This window comes from Pseudomonas sp. TH08 (assembly GCF_016651275.1).
Classification (GTDB): domain Bacteria; phylum Pseudomonadota; class Gammaproteobacteria; order Pseudomonadales; family Pseudomonadaceae; genus Aquipseudomonas.
Genome location: NZ_JAEKEE010000002.1, coordinates 233,540 through 251,057, shown reverse-complemented (window position 1 = coordinate 251,057; position 17,518 = coordinate 233,540). Strand labels below are relative to the sequence as shown.

Annotated in this window: 20 protein-coding genes; 15 read left to right on the top strand and 5 right to left on the bottom strand. The window is 58.8% G+C overall.

Translation table 11 applies throughout. The features are described from left to right. Window positions 1-6: 6 nt before the first annotated feature. The 5 genes from araH to JFT91_RS10750 all read left to right on the top strand — a co-directional run bounded on the left by araH (window position 7) and on the right by JFT91_RS10750 (window position 5,461). Window positions 7-975: an L-arabinose ABC transporter permease AraH gene (gene araH / locus JFT91_RS10770; protein WP_129395010.1), complete on the top strand. Its 969-nt coding sequence runs from the start codon at window positions 7-9 to the stop codon at window positions 973-975. A 187-nt stretch (window positions 976-1,162) separates the two neighbouring features. Further along, the gene (locus JFT91_RS10765; protein ID WP_201232376.1) at window positions 1,163-1,876 is read left to right on the top strand and encodes a GntR family transcriptional regulator; all 714 of its coding nucleotides are present in this window, start codon (window positions 1,163-1,165) and stop codon (window positions 1,874-1,876) included. After that, window positions 1,873-2,871, top strand: coding sequence for an ADP-ribosylglycohydrolase family protein (locus JFT91_RS10760; protein WP_201232375.1), 999 nt, complete (start codon window positions 1,873-1,875; stop codon window positions 2,869-2,871). Before JFT91_RS10765 ends, JFT91_RS10760 begins: the two co-directional genes overlap by 4 nt. A gap of 201 nt (window positions 2,872-3,072) precedes the next feature. After that, on the top strand, window positions 3,073-4,539 hold the full coding sequence (locus JFT91_RS10755; RefSeq protein ID WP_201232374.1) for a purine-cytosine permease family protein: 1,467 nt from the start codon (window positions 3,073-3,075) through the stop codon (window positions 4,537-4,539). Next, entirely contained in the window at window positions 4,532-5,461 is a 930-nt protein-coding gene (locus JFT91_RS10750; protein WP_201232373.1) for a PfkB family carbohydrate kinase, read from the top strand. The genes JFT91_RS10755 and JFT91_RS10750 overlap by 8 nt, the downstream gene beginning before the upstream one ends. Window positions 5,462-5,560: 99 nt before the next feature. Here JFT91_RS10750 and JFT91_RS10745 read toward each other — a convergent pair whose 3' ends face one another. The 5 genes from JFT91_RS10745 to JFT91_RS10725 form a co-directional block, all read right to left on the bottom strand. Then, window positions 5,561-5,941 (bottom strand): Rho termination factor N-terminal domain-containing protein, encoded by a 381-nt coding sequence (locus JFT91_RS10745; RefSeq protein ID WP_201230995.1) that lies wholly within the window; start codon window positions 5,939-5,941, stop codon window positions 5,561-5,563. Window positions 5,942-6,075: 134 nt separating this feature from the next. Next, window positions 6,076-6,330, bottom strand: a complete 255-nt coding sequence (locus tag JFT91_RS10740; RefSeq protein ID WP_092279308.1) for a hypothetical protein — start codon at window positions 6,328-6,330, stop codon at window positions 6,076-6,078. 44 nt (window positions 6,331-6,374) lie between these two features. After that, window positions 6,375-6,710, bottom strand: a complete 336-nt coding sequence (locus JFT91_RS10735) for a hypothetical protein (RefSeq protein ID WP_201232372.1) — start codon at window positions 6,708-6,710, stop codon at window positions 6,375-6,377. Between the two features lie 82 nt (window positions 6,711-6,792). Continuing rightward, complete coding sequence (locus JFT91_RS10730; RefSeq protein ID WP_201232371.1) at window positions 6,793-7,989, bottom strand: MFS transporter; 1,197 nt, start codon at window positions 7,987-7,989, stop codon at window positions 6,793-6,795. 110 nt (window positions 7,990-8,099) lie between these two features. Beyond that, the gene (locus JFT91_RS10725) at window positions 8,100-8,753 is read right to left on the bottom strand and encodes an HD domain-containing protein (protein ID WP_201232370.1); all 654 of its coding nucleotides are present in this window, start codon (window positions 8,751-8,753) and stop codon (window positions 8,100-8,102) included. Between the two features lie 214 nt (window positions 8,754-8,967). Between JFT91_RS10725 and JFT91_RS10720 the strand changes: the two genes are divergently transcribed. The 10 genes from JFT91_RS10720 to JFT91_RS10675 all read left to right on the top strand — a co-directional run bounded on the left by JFT91_RS10720 (window position 8,968) and on the right by JFT91_RS10675 (window position 17,480). Beyond that, entirely contained in the window at window positions 8,968-9,447 is a 480-nt protein-coding gene (locus tag JFT91_RS10720) for a GNAT family N-acetyltransferase (protein ID WP_008085506.1), read from the top strand. Between the two features lie 160 nt (window positions 9,448-9,607). Continuing rightward, a complete protein-coding gene (locus JFT91_RS10715) occupies window positions 9,608-10,270 on the top strand; it encodes a hypothetical protein (RefSeq protein ID WP_201230991.1) in 663 nt (220 codons plus the stop codon). Continuing rightward, window positions 10,267-10,761, top strand: coding sequence for a PAAR domain-containing protein (locus JFT91_RS10710; protein ID WP_242489256.1), 495 nt, complete (start codon window positions 10,267-10,269; stop codon window positions 10,759-10,761). The genes JFT91_RS10715 and JFT91_RS10710 overlap by 4 nt, the downstream gene beginning before the upstream one ends. A gap of 5 nt (window positions 10,762-10,766) precedes the next feature. Beyond that, window positions 10,767-11,504 (top strand): alpha/beta hydrolase, encoded by a 738-nt coding sequence (locus JFT91_RS10705; protein WP_201232369.1) that lies wholly within the window; start codon window positions 10,767-10,769, stop codon window positions 11,502-11,504. 200 nt (window positions 11,505-11,704) lie between these two features. Continuing rightward, the gene (locus JFT91_RS29540; RefSeq protein WP_242489255.1) at window positions 11,705-12,007 is read left to right on the top strand and encodes a hypothetical protein; all 303 of its coding nucleotides are present in this window, start codon (window positions 11,705-11,707) and stop codon (window positions 12,005-12,007) included. Between the two features lie 192 nt (window positions 12,008-12,199). Continuing rightward, window positions 12,200-13,069 (top strand): hypothetical protein, encoded by an 870-nt coding sequence (locus JFT91_RS10695; protein ID WP_201232368.1) that lies wholly within the window; start codon window positions 12,200-12,202, stop codon window positions 13,067-13,069. 89 nt (window positions 13,070-13,158) lie between these two features. Further along, the gene (locus JFT91_RS10690; RefSeq protein ID WP_201232367.1) at window positions 13,159-14,148 is read left to right on the top strand and encodes a 2-dehydro-3-deoxygalactonokinase; all 990 of its coding nucleotides are present in this window, start codon (window positions 13,159-13,161) and stop codon (window positions 14,146-14,148) included. Window positions 14,149-14,167: 19 nt separating this feature from the next. Further along, window positions 14,168-14,788 carry a 2-dehydro-3-deoxy-6-phosphogalactonate aldolase gene (locus tag JFT91_RS10685; protein ID WP_150651138.1) on the top strand — a complete coding sequence of 207 codons (621 nt, stop codon included), beginning with the start codon at window positions 14,168-14,170 and terminating at the stop codon, window positions 14,786-14,788. A 60-nt stretch (window positions 14,789-14,848) separates the two neighbouring features. After that, entirely contained in the window at window positions 14,849-15,997 is a 1,149-nt protein-coding gene (gene dgoD, locus JFT91_RS10680; protein WP_007903915.1) for a galactonate dehydratase, read from the top strand. Between the two features lie 172 nt (window positions 15,998-16,169). Then, window positions 16,170-17,480 carry an MFS transporter gene (locus tag JFT91_RS10675; protein WP_201232366.1) on the top strand — a complete coding sequence of 437 codons (1,311 nt, stop codon included), beginning with the start codon at window positions 16,170-16,172 and terminating at the stop codon, window positions 17,478-17,480. The last annotated feature ends 38 nt before the right edge of the window (window positions 17,481-17,518 follow it).

The window sequence follows — 17,518 nt, the reverse complement described above, 5'->3', positions numbered from 1 at the left end:
ACTATGATGACAACCCAGAAAGAAACCCTGCCGACCGAGCGCAAACCGTTGGACATGCGCCGCTTCCTCGATGATTGGGTCATGTTACTGGCGGCGATCGGCATCTTTATCGCCTGCACGCTGTTGATCGATAACTTCCTTTCGCCGCTGAACATGCGCGGCCTGGGCCTGGCGATCTCCACCACCGGGATCGCGGCGTGCACGATGTTGTATTGCCTGGCGTCGGGGCATTTCGACCTGTCGGTGGGTTCGGTGATTGCCTGCGCCGGTGTGGTGGCCGCGGTGGTCATGCGTGACACCAACAGCGTCTTCCTCGGTGTTTGCGCGGCGCTGGTGATGGGCCTGATAGTCGGGTTGATCAACGGCATCGTGATTGCCAAGTTACGGGTCAATGCGTTGATCACCACGTTGGCGACCATGCAGATCGTCCGTGGCCTGGCTTACATTTTTGCCAACGGCAAAGCGGTGGGCGTGTCGCAGGAATCGTTCTTCGTGTTTGGTAACGGCCAGTTGTTCGGCGTGCCGGTGCCGATCCTGATCACGATTGTTTGCTTCCTGTTCTTCGGCTGGCTGCTGAATTACACCACCTACGGGCGCAACACCATGGCGATTGGCGGCAACCAGGAAGCGGCTTTGCTGGCGGGTGTGAACGTTGATCGGACCAAGATCATCATCTTCGCCGTGCACGGTGTGATCGGTGCGCTCGCTGGGGTGATCCTGGCGTCGCGGATGACGTCGGGGCAGCCGATGATCGGCCAGGGTTTCGAGCTGACGGTGATCTCGGCTTGCGTGTTGGGCGGGGTGTCGTTGAGCGGCGGGATCGGCATGATTCGACATGTGATTGCCGGGGTGTTGATTTTGGCGATCATTGAGAATGCGATGAACTTGAAGAATATTGATACCTTCTACCAGTACGTGATTCGCGGGTCGATTCTGCTGCTGGCCGTGGTCATCGACCGCCTCAAACAAAGGTAAACCGCATTCCCCTGTAGGAGTGAGCCTGCTCGCGATAGCGTTCTTTCGGTCACATCGATGCTGAATGTGCCGACGTCATCGCGAGCAGGCTCACTCCTACATTAGATCGCGTCGGTTTCCCCACCTTCCGTCACTTCCCCTAAATTTCCCTTGCTCGCCCGAACCCGTTTCGGTTATCACTTTGTACATGATTAGACAGGTACGATTTGACAAGAAACAACGGGTGGTCGACGAACTCGTCCGGCGCATCGAAAGCGGCCTCATGGAGGACGGCTTTCTGTTGCCCGGCGAGCATCAGTTGGCTCAAGAATTCAAGGTCAGCCGTGGCACGCTGCGTGAAGCGCTGGCCGAACTGAAGCGGCGCAAGTACATCGCCACGCAAAGCGGGGTTGGCTCCATCGTCACGTTCGACGGTGTTGCACTCGATCAGCGCAGCGGCTGGGCGCAGGCGCTGGCCGACAGCGGCGCGCTGATCAACACCGAAGTGCTGCGTCTTGAAGCCGTGACTCGGCCAGACCTGCTGTCGCGGTTTGGCACCGACCAATTCATCACCCTCGACCGCCGTCGCCGTTCCACCGAAGGCACGCTGGTGTCCCTTGAACGCTCTTTGATGCCGGCCACCGGCGGCCTGGAAAGCTTGCCGCGCGTCGGTCTGATCGACAATTCCCTGACCATTACGCTGGCTGCCTACGGCTATGTCGGCGAGCGCGGCGATCAGTGGATCGGCGCGGAGCCATTGAACGCCGAAGACGCCGAACTGCTGGGCCGCGCGGAAGGCACGGTGTTCCTCAAAGCCCTGCGCACCACCTACGACCGGCAGAACCGTTTCATGGAATTGGTCGAAAGCCTGCTCGACCCGGTGCATTTCCGTCTGCACCTGCAATTTGGAGAATCGAAATGACTGCGCTCAACCGTGCCCTCGGTGCGTTTTATGGCCTGGCCCTCGGTGATGCGCTGGGCATGCCGACACAATCGCTGAACCGCGAAACGATCAAAACCCGCTTCGGCCAGATCACTGACCTGCAGGACGCCGGCCCGCTGCAACCGATCGCCGCGAACATGCCCAAAGGCTCAATCACCGATGACACCGAACAGGCGATTCTGGTCGGCGAATTGCTGGTCGAAGGCAAGGGCCACATCGAACCTGCCATCCTTGCGCAACGGCTGATCGAGTGGGAAGCGGCGATGCAGGCCAAGGGCTCGCAGGACTTGCTCGGGCCATCGACCAAACGCGCTATCGAGATGATCCTCGCCGGCCATTCGCCAGAGGAGGCCGGGCGCTACGGCACCACCAACGGCGCGGCAATGCGCATCACCCCGGTGGGCATCGCGGCCGATGTGGCCGATCCCAAGCGCTTTATTGCGGCGGTAGTGCAGGCCTGTCAGGTGACCCACAACACCACGCTGGGTATTTCCAGCGCAGCAGCGGTGGCGGCAGTGGTCTCCGCCGGGATCAACGGTATGGATCTCGGTGAGGCGTTGAACCTCGGCCAGCAAATTGCTCAGCAGGCGGAAGCACACGGTCACTGGGTGGCCGGTGGACGCATTGCCTCGCGCATCAGTTGGGCACGCACTATCAGCGTCGACAGCGACAAGGCCTTACTCGCCGATTTGCTCTACGACGTGATCGGTACGTCGGTGGCGTCGCAGGAATCGGTGGTGGTCTCGTTTGCGCTGGCGCAGCAAGTCGCCGTCGGTGAGATGAGCGCGTTCGATGCGCTGTGCATGGCGGCGAGTCTGGGGGGCGACACTGACACCATCGCCGCGATTCTCGGCGCGATGCTCGGGGCCTGCCTGGGTCTTGAGAGTTGGCCGGTGCCGATGATTGAAACGGTGAAAGCGGTCAATCATCTGGAGCTGGAACCCCTTGTGGAAGGACTCCTCACCCTGCGCTGACCACATGACTGTGGCGAGGGAGCTTGCTCCCGCTGGGCTGCGAAGCGGCCCCAAACCCTGCCGACACACTGTGTCAGAAAAACCGCATTGTCTGGATTTACGACTGCTGCGCAGCCGAGCGGGAGCAAGCTCCCTCGCCACAAAAGCAAGTTGTTTTGCGTCATTGCCACAACCACAAAAAAGGCAAACAGGAGCACCTTCATGAGTTCATCAAACGCCGGGCAAAGCGCCGGGCAACTGGAAACCCGCGGCATCGAACCGGTGCCGGAAGCCGAGTGCAACGGTCATCCGCTGCAACTGTTCTGGGTCTGGTTCGCCGCCAACATTTCTATCCTCGGCCTACCGCTGGGTGCCACGCTGGTCGCCTTTCGCGGGCTGGCGATCTGGCAGGCGATCATCGTTGCGATCATCGGCGCCGCCGGTTCGTTTGCCGTGGTCGGGATCATCTCGATTGCCGGTCGTCGTGGCCGCGCACCAAGCCTGACCTTGTCGCGAGCGATCTTCGGCGTGCGCGGCAATATCGGCCCGACGCTGGTCTCGCTGATGTCGCGTCTCGGTTGGGAAACCGTCAACACCACCACCGCTGCATTCGTGCTGCTGTCGCTGTGCTCGATCCTGTTCGGCTCGCCGGTCGAAGCGAAAAGTGCGCCGGTACTGACACTGATCTTCATCGCGATTTTTGTCTTGCTGACCCTGTCGGTGTCCGGCCTCGGCCACGCCACTTTGCTGGTGATCCAGAAGTGGGCGACCTACGTGTTCGGTGCCCTGAACCTGCTGGTCGGCGGCTTCCTCTGCGCCACCATCGACTGGAGCGCGGTGTTCAACGCAACGCCTGCGCCGATGAGCGCGATGATCATCGGCATCGGCACCATGGCCGCCGGCACCGGGATCGGTTGGGCCAATGCGGGCGCCGACATGTCGCGCTATCAGCATCGCAGCGTCAAAGCCGTGCGTCTGGTCGCGTCCGCTGCATTCGGCGCGGGCATTCCGCTGGTGCTGCTGATCACCCTCGGCGGCCTACTCTCGGTAGGCAACAATGACCTCGCTTCGGCGACTGACCCGATCGTGGCGATCCGCGACATGCTGCCGACGTGGATGGCCGTGCCGTACCTGATCACCGCATTCGGTGGCCTGCTGCTGTCGAATAACCTGTCGGTGTACTCCGCCGGTTTGACCACGCTGACCCTCGGCCTTAAGGTCAAACGCGTTTACGCGGTGGTGGTCGATATCGTTGCGATCTTCGCCGGTTCGATCTACTTCATGCTGATCGCGGACAGCTTCTACGGCCCGTTCATCACCTTCATTTCCCTGCTGGCGGTGCCGATCACCGCGTGGGTCGGGATTTTCATCGTCGACCTGATTCACCGTCACTACTACAGCCCGCAAGACCTGCTCGACGTCAGCCCGAGTAGCGCTTACTGGTATCGCGGGGGCATCGAGTGGCGCGCGTTCGGCGCGTGGGCCGTTGCCATCGTCCTCGGGTTCAGTTTCACCACCATTGGCACCACGGCGGAAAACATCTGGTTCAAGGGCTTCCTGTCCGACTCGTGGCTGGGCCACAACGGCCTCGGCTGGATCGTGACCTTCGTGGTCGCCGGTGGCATTTACTTCGTACTCGGCGGGGCGAAAGATCGCCGCGCCGCGCAAACCGAGAATGCTCATGCCTAAGATGTTGCACACCGGCCAGGTCATCATCGACCTGGTCATGGCAGTGGATAAGCTGCCGCAAATTGGCGGTGACGTCCTCGCGCAGTCGGCGGGTTTCGAGGCGGGCGGCGGTTTCAACGTGATGGCGGCGGCGGTGCGTAATGGCCTGCCGGTGGTTTATCTCGGTCGCCACGGCACCGGACGTTTCGGCGATCTGGCGCGACAGGCGATGACGGCTGAAGGCATTCAGATCGGTATCCGCCAGCCTGCGCAGCGCGACACCGGCTTGTGCGTGGCGCTGACTGACGCTTCGGCGGAGCGCAGTTTCATTTCCTACATCGGCGCTGAAGGTGAGGTGACTGAAGCGGACTTGAACAGCGTCGCCGCCGAGCCCGGCGATTACGTGTATCTCAGCGGTTACAGCCTGCTCCACGAGGGTAAGGCGCAGGCGTTGCTCGACTGGACGCTGGCGTTGCCGAAGACAATCCATGTGGTGTTCGATCCGGGGCCGTTGGTGGAATCACCGGATTCGCCGTTGATGCAGGCGCTGTTGCCGCGCATCGATGTGTGGACCAGCAACAGTGTTGAAGCATTGCGGTTTACCGGCGCTGAAGAGATTGCTGTGGCGCTGGATCGTCTGGCTAAGCATCTGCCTGAAGACGTGCTGATGGTCGTGCGTGACGGCCCGCAAGGATGCTGGATTCATCAGGGTGATGAGCGTCGGCATGTGCCGGGGTTTGCCGTGACCGCTGTGGACAGCAATGGCGCAGGTGATGCGCATGCGGGGGTGTTTGTCGCCGGATTGGCTGGCGGCTTGTCCGCCCATGAAGCGGCACGACGGGCGAATGCGGCGGCGGCTTTGGCAGTGACCCGTTGGGGGCCGGCGACTTCGCCGGGGACGGATGAGGTGGATGCGTTTATCTGTAAGTCCGGCGGCGATTGATCTACCGCCTTCGCGAGCAAGCTCTGCTCCTACAAGGAACGCGGTGACTTGTGGGAGCAAAGCTTGCTCGCGAAGGGGCGAACAGCCCCGCAACAAAACTCAGCCGGCCTCGCGCAACGCTTTGATCAACTCTTGTTTGCGCATGGAAGACCGCCCGGGAATCTTTTTCGCCCGGGCTTCCTTCATCAAACTGTCCACCGTTTGCGTATCGCGGGAAGCCTTGCTGTCTCGCGAATGCCCCTCACGACTGGCCACTGCGCGCCGCGATGACTCCTCGCGATCCTGGGACTTGGCGCTCGCCGGTTTCTTGCGTCCGGAACCACCGGCCTTTTCGCCGCCGCCCGATTGTTTGTTCACCGTCGCCCAGGCCCGCGCCTCGGCTTCATCCTTCGACAAACCGTTTTTCTCGTAGCTGTCTTCGATGTGTTCTGCCTTGCGCTTCTGTTCGGCGGTGTATTTGTCTTTGCTTCCACGAGGCATGGGATTTCTCCTTGCATCAGCAGATGATTTTCAATGTAGGAGCCGCCGCAGGCTGCGATCTGTTGATCTTCAAAATCAACAGATCGCAGCCTGCGGCAGCCCCTACATGATTAACGATCACACGATCACTTTGCTCAGCTATCGAGCTTGCGTGCAGCCTCGACACCGGCCGCGCTGAGCTTGATCGGCAGGTTCAGCGAATGCTCGCCGGCCTCGTTACAGGTCACATGGCCGTGGTGAATCAGTCCGCGATCCTGCAGGGCGGCGAGTGCGCTGGCCACGACTTTCTCGCCCCGGTAATTGTCCAGCACCTCCTTGCCCAGTCCACTTGGATGAGCGTGCAGCAGGCGGGTGAGGACTTCTTTTTCCAGGTTTTTATCGACGTTCATGGTTACCTCTTCATGGGTGTGAATAGGACGCTCGCGTCGGCGAACTACTGGCCGGAGCCTTCGGAGCCCGAGCCACCGGTGGTGGTTTTCGAGCCAATGCCGGGGCCGGCATTATCTGGCGCTGCAGGGGAGTCAGGGGTGTTCATGCCGCCCTGGCGACCGGGATCGCTGCCCTGGGTGCGCGGGTCGGTGCCGGTGGCCGGCGGCAGAGCGTTTTCCACGCCGGAGCCATCGGTGTTCATACCGGGGGCACTCTGGATGGCGGGGGCTTTGGGGCGTTCGACCGGGTCGGTCGGGCCGGTTCCTGCAGCGGTGGCGGCGAACGCCGCGGGGCAGAGCAGGGCGGTGAAGATGAGGGCAGTCAACCTTGACGGGATCATAGGGCGTCTCCAGTGATTGGAATCCTTACCTGTCGTTGGTCTGCCCTATGATCGGATTGGTGCCTGAGGAACGACGAACGGTCTAGATCGCCGTCGCCGTTTTGACGTTGAATCGACGCCAGAGCAGACGACCCACGGTGATCAGCCAGTTAAAAAGCGCGACTGCCAATACCGTGAGCAGCAACGTCGCCATGCCCTGTTCAACGATGATTTTCCCGGCCAGCAACGGAAAGCCGAACACGCCGATGAAGTAAGAAAGACTGAACAGCAACAGCGCCTGCGAGGTGGTGCCAGACGGTGCTTCATTAGCCGCCAGTCCGTTGATCACCGAGTAAGTCAGGCCATAACCGACCCCGAGCATGATCGCCGCCAACAGATAACTGAATCCGCTGTGCACACCAAACGCGAACATCACAATCGAACCCAGCATCAACCCCGACAGCAGGCACGACGCCCACAGCGGATCGCGCTTGACCACATAGCCTGCAATCAACATCCGACTGCTGATCGCCGCACTCATGAAGCCCAGAAAGAACAACGAGTAGTCCAGCGATCGCGCAGCGGCGTAACTGGTCTGGAAACTCGACAGGCCGCCAAATACGCAACCACCGAGGCCGACCATGATGATCGCAAACACCGCGCGCGAGCCGAGCACTTGGGTGGTCGCCTGCCAGCTGATTCTCGCGGCGGACGTGGCTTGCGTGCTTTGCAATCGCGCGCCGAGACGCCAGAACAGCAGCACACCGATCAGGCTCGCCAACGCCGCCAGATAAAACGCCGAAGTCACCGGCCAGCCCAGCGCACTCGCCGCACGCCCGAGCAAGGGGCCGCTGCCGATTCCGGTCATCATGCTGCCGGAGAGTAGGGCAAAGTACTTCGCCCGCTGCGCCGGGGTCACCAGACTGGCGACGATGATCGGCCCGAGGGTGTAAAAAACACCCCAACCCAATCCCAGCAACAAACCGAAAAACAACAGCAGATGACCAAACCCCGGCGTCATCGCAAAACCCAGACTCGCGGCAACCAACAGCAGGCCGAACAAGGCAATCGAACGCGCCGCGCCGAGCAGATCCGACAGATGCCCGGACACCAGCACCGCGACAAACGTGCTGACCATCGCCGCCGAAATCACACTGCCTGCATCGTGTTCATTACCGCCGCGCGAACCGATCAACAGCGACAGCAAAAACGTCGAGCCATACGACAGCGACAACAGATAACTGGCGAGGCAAAACAGGCCGAACAACTTGCCTGACACTGCGGGTGTTGCGTGAGACATGACGCGGTTCCTTGACCGGAAAAGTGAGCGTCATCTGTTTAACACGCAGTGCCTGCGGATTACGTCTGAGGTTGGCGAACTCAGCATCGTTGCAGGCCGGAGTATTGGGCTCAGGCGATGCCGATCTCTTCCTTGAACTGTTCCATGAAACCTTTCAGGCGCTGATGGCGAATCTGCGCCAGACGCTGGCCGGCGGCGGTCTGGAAACCGTCGGCGAGGTGCAGCAGTTTGGTCTGGAAATGATCGAGGCAAAAATGTTTGTCGTCGTAGTCGCGATGTTTCGCTTCGGGATCCTGCGGGTCATACAGCGCTGAGCCCATACGCCCGGCGACGTAGAAGGTGCGTGCGACGCCGAGCATGCCTAGCGAGTCGAGACGATCGGCGTCCTGGACGATTTTCGCTTCGAGAGTGAGCGGGGTGATGTTGGCGGAGAAACTGTGCGCTTCGATGGCGTGGGCCACGGCGGCGATTTTTTCTTCCGGCCAGTTCATTTCTGCCAATACCGCCGAAGCTTTTTCCGCCGCCAGACGCGAAGCTTGTGAGCGCAGCGGCGAGTTTTTTTCCACGGCCACGCCATCGTGGAGCAGCACGGCGGCGACTAGAACTTCCAGGTCGCCACCTTCTTCGGCCTGAAGCGTAAGAACGTTGTGCCAGACACGCTGTAAGTGCGCGAGGTCATGCGCACCGTCGTCTGACGGCTCCAGAGCGTGGGGCAGCAACTTGGCGGCGAGATCGATCAAAGGCGCAAAAGCTGTAGCTGACATAGACATCCTGTTTATGGTCTGAGTGAAACCCTGTGGCGAGGGAGCTTGCTCCCGCTGGGTTGCGTAGCAGCCCCGAATCCCATCGATGTAGAGGATCAGGCAGATCGCATTTCCTGGATTATGCCTGCTTCGCAGCCAAGCGGGAGCAAGCTCCCTCGCCACAAAAGCAATGCGGCCTTAGTATGGCGTTTTCCTTTTCCGACAAGGCCCGTCCATGACGATCGAAATCCGCCCGGCGACCCCCAGCGATGCCCCGCAAATCCTCGCCTTCATCACCGAACTGGCCGATTTCGAAAAAGCCCGCCACGAAGTCATCGCCAGCGTCGCTGACATCGAACGCAGCCTGTTCAGCGAAGGCGCCACCGCCCACGGCCTGATCTGCCTGCGCGACGGCTTGCCGATCGGCTTCGCGGTGTTCTTCTTCAGCTATTCAACCTGGCTGGGCAGCAACTGCCTGTACCTCGAAGACCTCTACATCACCCCCGAACAACGTGGCGGCGGCGCCGGCAAAACCTTGCTGCGGCACTTGGCGAAAATTGCCTGCGCCAACGATTGCGGGCGCTTCGAATGGAGCGTGCTCGACTGGAACACCCCGGCCATCGATTTCTACAAATCCCTCGGTGCACAGCCGCAGGAAGAGTGGGTGCGTTATCGCATGGATGGCAAGGTCTTGCGCGAGTTTGCCGAAGGCTGAACAACAATGATGGCGATCTAGTGCTAATTCGATTGTCGCCAGCGCTCTAGTCCGGCATTCTACGCGCCATTTTTGCGCGCTCATGGATGACACCTGCAATGCCTCTGGCAAACTTTCTCCACGCCCGTGGAGTCTTCGCTGCGTCAACGAGTGACCGGCGATGAGCGGACTACGGGCGTCGATCCGCCTCTACGGTCTGGTCAAAAACCTCGGCTCCAGCGACAACCCGACCCGTCAGCCAGTGGATATTCTCTGCACCGTCAATCGCTTGGGCGGCAAGGCCATCCGTGCGTTTGTCTCGCGTCTCGATGCCGAGTTGATGGCGCGCAGTGCGGGCTACGATGACTACCGCGTGATACCGCTGCGTACGTTCGATCCCAACGGATTCATCGATGCGCATCAAGGTTGGCTGACCCTGCACGTGTGCTGCGGATTTATCGCACCCGCCGGGCAATCGATTTTTCACCAGGGCGTGCTGTCGCCGATGGGCTGGTATGTCTACTCGGAAACTGGCCGCTGGACAGCCGAGCGCTATCTGGATTTCGGCCCGCAAATGGCCGAACTGCTGCAAACCACCTACGACCAACATCGACTGACCGGTTACAACACCTGGCTCAACCAACTCGACGACACCACAACTGCCGAATTGAACTGGCATGCCGACGAAGCCTGGCAACAACTGCAAACCCTCACACCCCCGAACAGCCGCGAGCATTGTCACGCGCTGTTTGATTCTGTCGACAACCGCTGGCGCTTTGCCGCGACCGACGTCGATCTCCACCAGCCGCACCCGGAACCCCTAAAGCAAGGAGCTTTGAATTGAGTGGTAAACCCGCTGCACGCGTCACCGACCCGACCGACTGCCCATTGCCAGGCCACGGCAACAACCCGATTGTTTCCGGCTCGCCCGACGTGTTCTTCGACGGCCTCGCCGCCGCGCGCATGACCGATAAATCGGCGTGTGGCAGTCCGATTACCGGAGCTGTTTCCGGCACGGTATTCATCAACGGCCTGAACGCCGCGATGCTCGACAGCACCGGCGGGCACGGCAATGTCGTGGTCGGTGGTTCAGGGACGGTGATTATTGGCCAGAGTGGCGGCGGGGCGGCGTTTAGCGGATTGCTGCCGATGCCGGTGCATTTCAATGATCGGATGCAGGTGATCAATGAAGCCACGGGAGAACCTATCCCCGATCATCCTTATGCGATCCAGCGAGGTGACGGCAGTGAAGAACATGGCGTTACGGATGCTTCGGGATTTACGCATACCGTCAGTTCGCATTTACCTGAAACTATTAAATTATTTGTTGAGTGATTGATATGGCAGGAGAAAATGCGCCAGGCGTTGAGCCTTTGGCTAAAAGAGACGTGGGAAACGTTGAGTTAACCAAGCCAGAAGATAAGTGCGCCAAAGTCATTGCTATCAGCATGAAGAAAGTCTTTATCTTGTTTGTCGGTGGTGCGGGAGATCAGGAGCGTTACTACGTCAGCGGGCCAAACTGGAACGTGAGTCATGTTCGCACCAAAGTAGAGGCTGATGCTGACGCGTTATGTTATTTGTCGAAATGCGATATGAAAGCATTGGCCTATAATAAGTTCTTGACGGATGAAGATCTGGCTAAAAACGTATTGGTTGAGGTTCCTGATAAAACTACGCCTGTTTATATCATCGGGCATAGTTTGGGCGGTTGGAACGGTGCACACCTCTCCAGTGTTTTGACCGATAAGGGTTACAAAGTAAAAATGCTGATCACCATAGACCCCGTGGGGCAGGGAAAAATCGTTTACGGAATTTCAACCATTTACAGGCGAAAACCGGAACCAAAGGCAGAGTTCTGGATAAATATCCGTGCGGCGAAAATCAACAATCGAGACATATCTGATACTGTCGCGGACTTTGGTGAGCAATGGGAGATAACTTCAGGTCCCAATGTCAGTGGTCGTGTTGATGTCAACCACGCCGATGCGGATATCATGTTCGATCAAAAACTGGATGGAGGAAAGTCCGCTCGTCAACTATTGGCAGAGTCGATACTCGGCTATCTCAGGGAAAAATAAACTGTGAACAGATTTTTTTAGCGCTTGCCGTATTACTGTGTTGCTCATGTTCCTCGAATCATGGCAGGCCAATTGCTGCGCTTGATTATAAGAGTGTTTCAATTAGCCCAAGCAGAAGTTCTTTTTTCATAAGCTTCTCAAGTAATACGGATCTGTTGGGGTTGTTTCAGTCTAAAATTGGCGAGGGACTGGTTTGTGCCTTGGGCGATGATCTGGATTTTTCCATTGGGCATTATCAGAAGCTCTACGGTAACGGTATCGTTGAGACGAGTGAAAGCGCTTCGAAAGGAAAGTATATCGCTCGGGTTATTTTTCGAGAGACCGGAGAAGTGCAGGGTAAGGAGCGTATTCTTGATGGTGATGCTCTGCGCGGAGCTTTAATGGCGAACGATTTTGTCGTATGTACCTTCAGAGTGAATACAACAAAATATAAAACCTACTTTTCGGAGTTTATGCGTATCCCTTCCAAAGACTTTCTAAAAGAACTCGTTCGATCAGAGTGACAAAGCTGACTTGTTTGCTCTCTGGATAAACAAGTCGAATTTGAGTGAGTCGCGATCGGACTGTGTATTTAGCGAGTGATCTTGAAGAGTCATTTCAGCAGTTTGAACCGTGTGCGTGATTCAGGATGAACAACGAATGAAGCGAAGTATCTACAAGGTTTTATTGGTTGCGGGTTTTTTATTGTGTTCATCATGCCTGCACCTCAATGTCCCCCCGCCAGGCTCGAGTTTGTCTCGATCAATCACGAAAATTATTCCTACTATGACCTGCGTTTCACCTCAGACCGAAACCTGATTGATTTGTATGAGGATCATGGCCGACGAGGGCAGATCGGCACCTGGATTCATTGCTCGTTGAATGGTGATACGGATTTTTCCGTTGAGCACAAAATCGTTTTGGAAGCGTCGGGAATCGTCAGCGGCATGCGTTTGATCGAAGGCGACCGCCGGTATGAGATGTTTGCAAGGATCAACCTGAAGAATCACGCCCTCAACGACGGCCGGGAGTGGGTCAGGCCCGTTGAGTTGGTGCAGATCCTCAAACCGAAGGAATACATTCCATGCACGGTGGTGATCACCGCGTTTCCGTATGTCGCCTATTATTCGAGAGTCATGTACATCCCCACGTCGCGATTCATTGCCCAGTTGGAAAACCCTCGTGTGGCACCGTCGCGTGTCTCGCTTAAACCCTCTGACCAACCGCGTTCATTGCTGCCACTTGCGTCGGTGTGCATCGTGCGCTGGCGCTATGAACTGGCGCTGGGATATGACCAGATCGACAGTCTCGGGCTCTGCAGTGATGTGCCCTACGCCGGCATGCTGGCCTCGTTCGCACCGAGCAAGACGAAGTTGCGGATTATTTCAGGTTCAGAGGAAACCCCGGCACCCTTTGCGGCGTACACCATCATTCGCGGTGACGGACGTCTGGAACCCGGAATAACTGACGAGAAAGGCCGTACGCATGAGGTCGGATCCACTGAGCACGAAACATTGAGGGTGATCATCAACAAGAATCTTGACGTCGTTGAACGTTGGAATCCATGGACTAATTCCATCCCATAATATGGGATGTAAAATTACATATTGAGATTTCCAGCTTGAGAGGTCTATAGTCCGTCGCACTCACTGCCAAAAACAAAACAGGTGAAGCGATGCAGGCGCAATTGATCGCGCTCGACTGGGGGACGACCTCCTTACGTGCTTACAAACTCGCGGCGGATGGTGTGGTGCTGGAGCAGCGCGCGCTGTCGTTCGGGATCATGCAGTTGCCCAAGACCCCGCGAATCATCAACGGTCGCGAATGCACCGATGGTTTTGAATTGGCCTTCGACGATGCGTGCGGCGACTGGCTCGATGCGCAGCCGAATCTGCCAGTGATTGCCTGCGGCATGGTCGGCAGCGCACAGGGCTGGCGTGAAGCGGCGTACTGCGAGACGCCGGCGAACGTCGCCAATCTCGGAAACTCCCTACAAACAGTTATCAGCATTCGCGGCACCGTGGTGCATATCGTGCCGGGCGTGATTCAGCGTTCGCGCCTGCCGAATGTGATGCGTGGCGAAGAAACCCAGGTCCTTGGCGTGCTGCAGAATCTGCCGATTGAGGCAGGTGCCGATCTGTTGATCGGTCTGCCGGGCAGTCACTCGAAATGGGTCGACGTTGTCGATGGCTGCATCACCCATTTCGATACGTTCATGACCGGCGAAGTATTCGCCGTGCTCAGTGAACACAGCATCCTCGGTCGCACCCAAAAACACAGTGCGACATTCGACGGTCAGGCGTTTGACCGCGGCGTGCAGGTTGCGCAGTCGACAGATGGCGAACTCGGCGTGCTGTCGACCTTGTTCAGTGCTCGCACGCTGGGGCTGACCGGTGAATTGAGCCCGACCGCGCAGGCGGATTATCTGTCCGGCCTGATGATCGGCCATGAACTGGCGGCGCTCGCCACGGTTCAGCGGCGTCGCCGCAACAATCCGAATCTTCCTTCGATCATCCTCATCGGCAACGCGCAACTCTGCGCGCGCTACAGCCGCGCCCTCGACGCCTGTGGTTTCGCCAACGTGACGCTGGCCGAGCAGGCCACCGAGCGTGGGCTGTGGCAATTGGCGCTGGCCGCCGGACTGATCGATTCCTCATCCCGTTAACCCTGACTGGAGGCCTGACATGCTCAAGCAAGCACTGGCGCAAAACGGTCTGATAGCAATCCTGCGTGGCCTGCACCCGCAGGAAGCCGCCGCTGTCGGAGAAGTCCTGTATGCCGCCGGATTTCGTGTCATTGAAGTACCGCTTAATTCCCCTTCGCCGTACGAAAGTATCCGCATCCTGCGCAAGACCTTGCCCGCCGATTGCCTGATCGGTGCCGGCACAGTGCTGACGCCAGAGCAGGTCGAGTTGGTGAAAGAGGCCGGCGGCCAAGTGATTGTCATGCCGCACAGCGATGCCAAGGTGTTGCGCGCAGCCAAAGCTGCGGGGCTGTTTCTGTCGCCGGGTGTCGCGACGCCGACCGAAGCGTTCGCGGCGCTGGAGGAGGGCGCGGACATTCTCAAGCTGTTCCCGGCCGAGCAGATGGGGCCCGCGGTCGTCAAAGCCTGGCTTGCGGTGTTGCCGGCGGGGACGGTGCTGGCGCCGGTCGGCGGTATCACGCCGGACAACATGCAGGCATTTATCGATGCCGGCGTGAAAGGTTTCGGCCTCGGTTCCGGTCTGTTCAAACCGGGCATGACGCCGGAGCAAGTGGCGGTGAATGCCAAGGCCTACGTGGCCGCGTGGAAGGCCCTTCGCTAAGACTTTTGGCGCTGCGTGCGCTGCATCTAATAAGAGCTGCATTTACAAAAGAGAGCAGAGATGAAAATCACCAAACTCACGACCTTTATCGTTCCGCCGCGCTGGTGCTTCCTCAAGGTCGAAACCGACGAGGGCGTGACCGGTTGGGGCGAGCCCGTGGTTGAAGGTCGCGCACATACTGTTGCAGCTGCCGTAGAAGAATTGTCCGACTACCTGATCGGCAAAGACCCACGCAACATCGAAGACATCTGGACCGTGCTCTATCGCGGCGGTTTCTACCGTGGCGGCGCGATTCACATGAGCGCGTTGGCCGGTATCGACCAGGCGCTGTGGGACATCAAGGGCAAGGCCCTCGGCGTCTCGGTCAGCGATCTGCTCGGTGGTCAGGTGCGCGACAAGATTCGCGTGTATTCGTGGATCGGTGGCGACCGTCCAGCCGACACCGCGCGTGCGGCGAAGGAAGCCGTGAGCCGTGGTTTCACCGCCGTGAAAATGAACGGCACCGAAGAGCTGCAGTTCCTCGACTCCTTCGAGAAAGTCGATCTGGCGCTGGCCAACGTTGCCGCCGTGCGTGATGCGGTCGGGCCAAACGTCGGCATCGGCGTCGACTTCCACGGCCGCGTGCACAAGCCGATGGCCAAAGTGCTGATGAAGGAACTCGACCCGTACAAACTGATGTTTATCGAAGAGCCGGTGCTCAGCGAGAACTATGAAGCGCTGAAGGAACTGGCGCCGCTGACCAGCACGCCGATCGCCCTCGGTGAGCGGCTGTTCTCGCGTTGGGATTTTAAACGCGTGTTGAGCGAAGGCTACGTCGACATCATCCAGCCGGACGCTTCTCACGCCGGCGGCATCACCGAAACCCGCAAGATCGCCAACATGGCCGAGGCCTATGACGTGGCGCTGGCGCTGCATTGCCCGCTGGGCCCGATTGCGCTGGCGGCATGTTTGCAACTGGACGCGGTTTGTTACAACGCGTTTATCCAGGAGCAGAGCCTGGGCATCCATTACAACGAGAGCAACGATCTGCTCGACTACGTGAAGGACCCGCGGGTGTTCGACTACGACAAGGGTTTCGTGAAAATTCCGAACGGCCCGGGCCTGGGTATCGAGATCAACGAGGAATACGTGATCGAGCGCGCAGCCGTAGGGCATCGCTGGCGCAACCCGATCTGGCGTCATGCCGATGGCAGTTTTGCCGAGTGGTGAGTCCCCTCTGATTCACCACAGTTCAAATGTAGGAGTGAGCCTGCTCGCGATTCGGTGTGACATCCAGCATTGATGTGACAGACAAGGCGCTATCGCGAGCAGGCTCACTCCTACAGGGATTTGTGCAAGGCCTCAGGCCGACCTCAAATAAACATAAGAAGAGGCATCTCTCATGCAACCGCAAACCCTCACCGGGCAGGCGTCTTTAGTCACGCCCAGCCGCAAGCGGTTTTTCATCATGGTGTTGCTGTTTATCACCGTGGTCATCAACTACCTCGACCGCAGTAACCTGTCGATTGCCGCCCCGGCGCTGACCAGTGAGCTAGGCATCGATCCGATTCACGTCGGGCTGATCTTCTCGGCGTTTGGCTGGACCTACGCGGCCATGCAGATCCCCGGCGGCTGGCTGGTGGATCGTGTGCCGCCACGCATTCTCTATAGCGTCGCGCTGCTGCTGTGGTCGGTGGCCACGGTGATGCTCGGTTTCGCTGCGAGTTTCATTGCGCTGTTTGTGCTGCGCATGGCGGTCGGCGCGCTGGAAGCGCCGGCGTATCCGATCAACAGCCGCGTGGTCACAACGTGGTTTCCGGAGCGTGAACGCGCTACGGCGATTGGTTTCTACACCTCCGGGCAGTTCGTTGGTCTGGCATTCCTGACCCCGGTTCTTGCCTGGCTGCAACACGAATTCGGCTGGCACATGGTGTTCGTCGCAACCGGCGCCGTCGGCATCATCTGGGCAGCCATCTGGTACGCGGTCTATCGAGAGCCGCGAGATTTCAAGGGCGCCAACGAAGCCGAAATCGACCTGATCCGCGAGGGCGGTGGTCTGGTCGATATTCAGCAAGAGTCAGCCAGGGTCAAAGCCAAATTCAGCTGGAAGGATCTCGGTATCGTCCTGACCAAACGCAAATTGTGGGGCATCTACCTCGGCCAGTTCTGCCTGAACTCGACGCTGTGGTTTTTCCTGACGTGGTTCCCGACCTATCTGGTGAAGTATCGCGGCATGGACTTCATCAAGTCCGGCCTGCTGGCGTCGCTGCCGTTTCTCGCCGCGTTTGTTGGCGTGTTGTGTTCAGGGTTCTTTTCCGATTTCCTGATCCGTCGCGGCTATACCGTGGGTTTCGCGCGCAAGTTGCCAATCATTGGCGGGTTGCTGATTTCTACCTCGATCATCGGCGCCAACTTCGTCGAGTCGACCCCGCTGGTGATTGCCTTTCTGGCGTTGGCGTTTTTCGGTAACGGTCTGGCTTCGATTACCTGGTCGCTGGTCTCGACCTTGGCACCGGCACGTCTGCTCGGTTTGACCGGCGGCGTGTTCAACTTCATCGGAAACCTGTCGGCGATTGCCACGCCGATCGTCATCGGCTTTCTTGCCAGCGGCGATTCGTTCGCGCCGGCGATCACCTATATCGCGGTTCTCGCATTGATCGGCGCTTTGTCCTACGTGCTGTTGGTCGGTAAGGTCGAGCGTATCGAGTTGTAGTGGTCAACGTCGGGCGACCATAATGCCGCCCGTTCCCT

Excerpts from the sequence above, each read along its gene's own strand:
- araH (WP_129395010.1), top strand. The coding sequence starts at position 7 with ATGACAACCCAGAAAGAAACCCTGCCGACCGAGCGCAAACCGTTGGAC.
- JFT91_RS10765 (WP_201232376.1), top strand. The coding sequence starts at position 1,163 with ATGATTAGACAGGTACGATTTGACAAGAAACAACGGGTGGTCGACGAA.
- JFT91_RS10760 (WP_201232375.1), top strand. The coding sequence starts at position 1,873 with ATGACTGCGCTCAACCGTGCCCTCGGTGCGTTTTATGGCCTGGCCCTC.
- JFT91_RS10755 (WP_201232374.1), top strand. The coding sequence starts at position 3,073 with ATGAGTTCATCAAACGCCGGGCAAAGCGCCGGGCAACTGGAAACCCGC.
- JFT91_RS10750 (WP_201232373.1), top strand. The coding sequence starts at position 4,532 with ATGCCTAAGATGTTGCACACCGGCCAGGTCATCATCGACCTGGTCATG.
- JFT91_RS10745 (WP_201230995.1), bottom strand. The coding sequence starts at position 5,941 with ATGCCTCGTGGAAGCAAAGACAAATACACCGCCGAACAGAAGCGCAAG.
- JFT91_RS10740 (WP_092279308.1), bottom strand. The coding sequence starts at position 6,330 with ATGAACGTCGATAAAAACCTGGAAAAAGAAGTCCTCACCCGCCTGCTG.
- JFT91_RS10735 (WP_201232372.1), bottom strand. The coding sequence starts at position 6,710 with ATGATCCCGTCAAGGTTGACTGCCCTCATCTTCACCGCCCTGCTCTGC.
- JFT91_RS10730 (WP_201232371.1), bottom strand. The coding sequence starts at position 7,989 with ATGTCTCACGCAACACCCGCAGTGTCAGGCAAGTTGTTCGGCCTGTTT.
- JFT91_RS10725 (WP_201232370.1), bottom strand. The coding sequence starts at position 8,753 with ATGTCAGCTACAGCTTTTGCGCCTTTGATCGATCTCGCCGCCAAGTTG.
- JFT91_RS10720 (WP_008085506.1), top strand. The coding sequence starts at position 8,968 with ATGACGATCGAAATCCGCCCGGCGACCCCCAGCGATGCCCCGCAAATC.
- JFT91_RS10715 (WP_201230991.1), top strand. The coding sequence starts at position 9,608 with ATGAGCGGACTACGGGCGTCGATCCGCCTCTACGGTCTGGTCAAAAAC.
- JFT91_RS10705 (WP_201232369.1), top strand. The coding sequence starts at position 10,767 with ATGGCAGGAGAAAATGCGCCAGGCGTTGAGCCTTTGGCTAAAAGAGAC.
- JFT91_RS10695 (WP_201232368.1), top strand. The coding sequence starts at position 12,200 with ATGCCTGCACCTCAATGTCCCCCCGCCAGGCTCGAGTTTGTCTCGATC.
- JFT91_RS10690 (WP_201232367.1), top strand. The coding sequence starts at position 13,159 with ATGCAGGCGCAATTGATCGCGCTCGACTGGGGGACGACCTCCTTACGT.
- JFT91_RS10685 (WP_150651138.1), top strand. The coding sequence starts at position 14,168 with ATGCTCAAGCAAGCACTGGCGCAAAACGGTCTGATAGCAATCCTGCGT.
- dgoD (WP_007903915.1), top strand. The coding sequence starts at position 14,849 with ATGAAAATCACCAAACTCACGACCTTTATCGTTCCGCCGCGCTGGTGC.
- JFT91_RS10675 (WP_201232366.1), top strand. The coding sequence starts at position 16,170 with ATGCAACCGCAAACCCTCACCGGGCAGGCGTCTTTAGTCACGCCCAGC.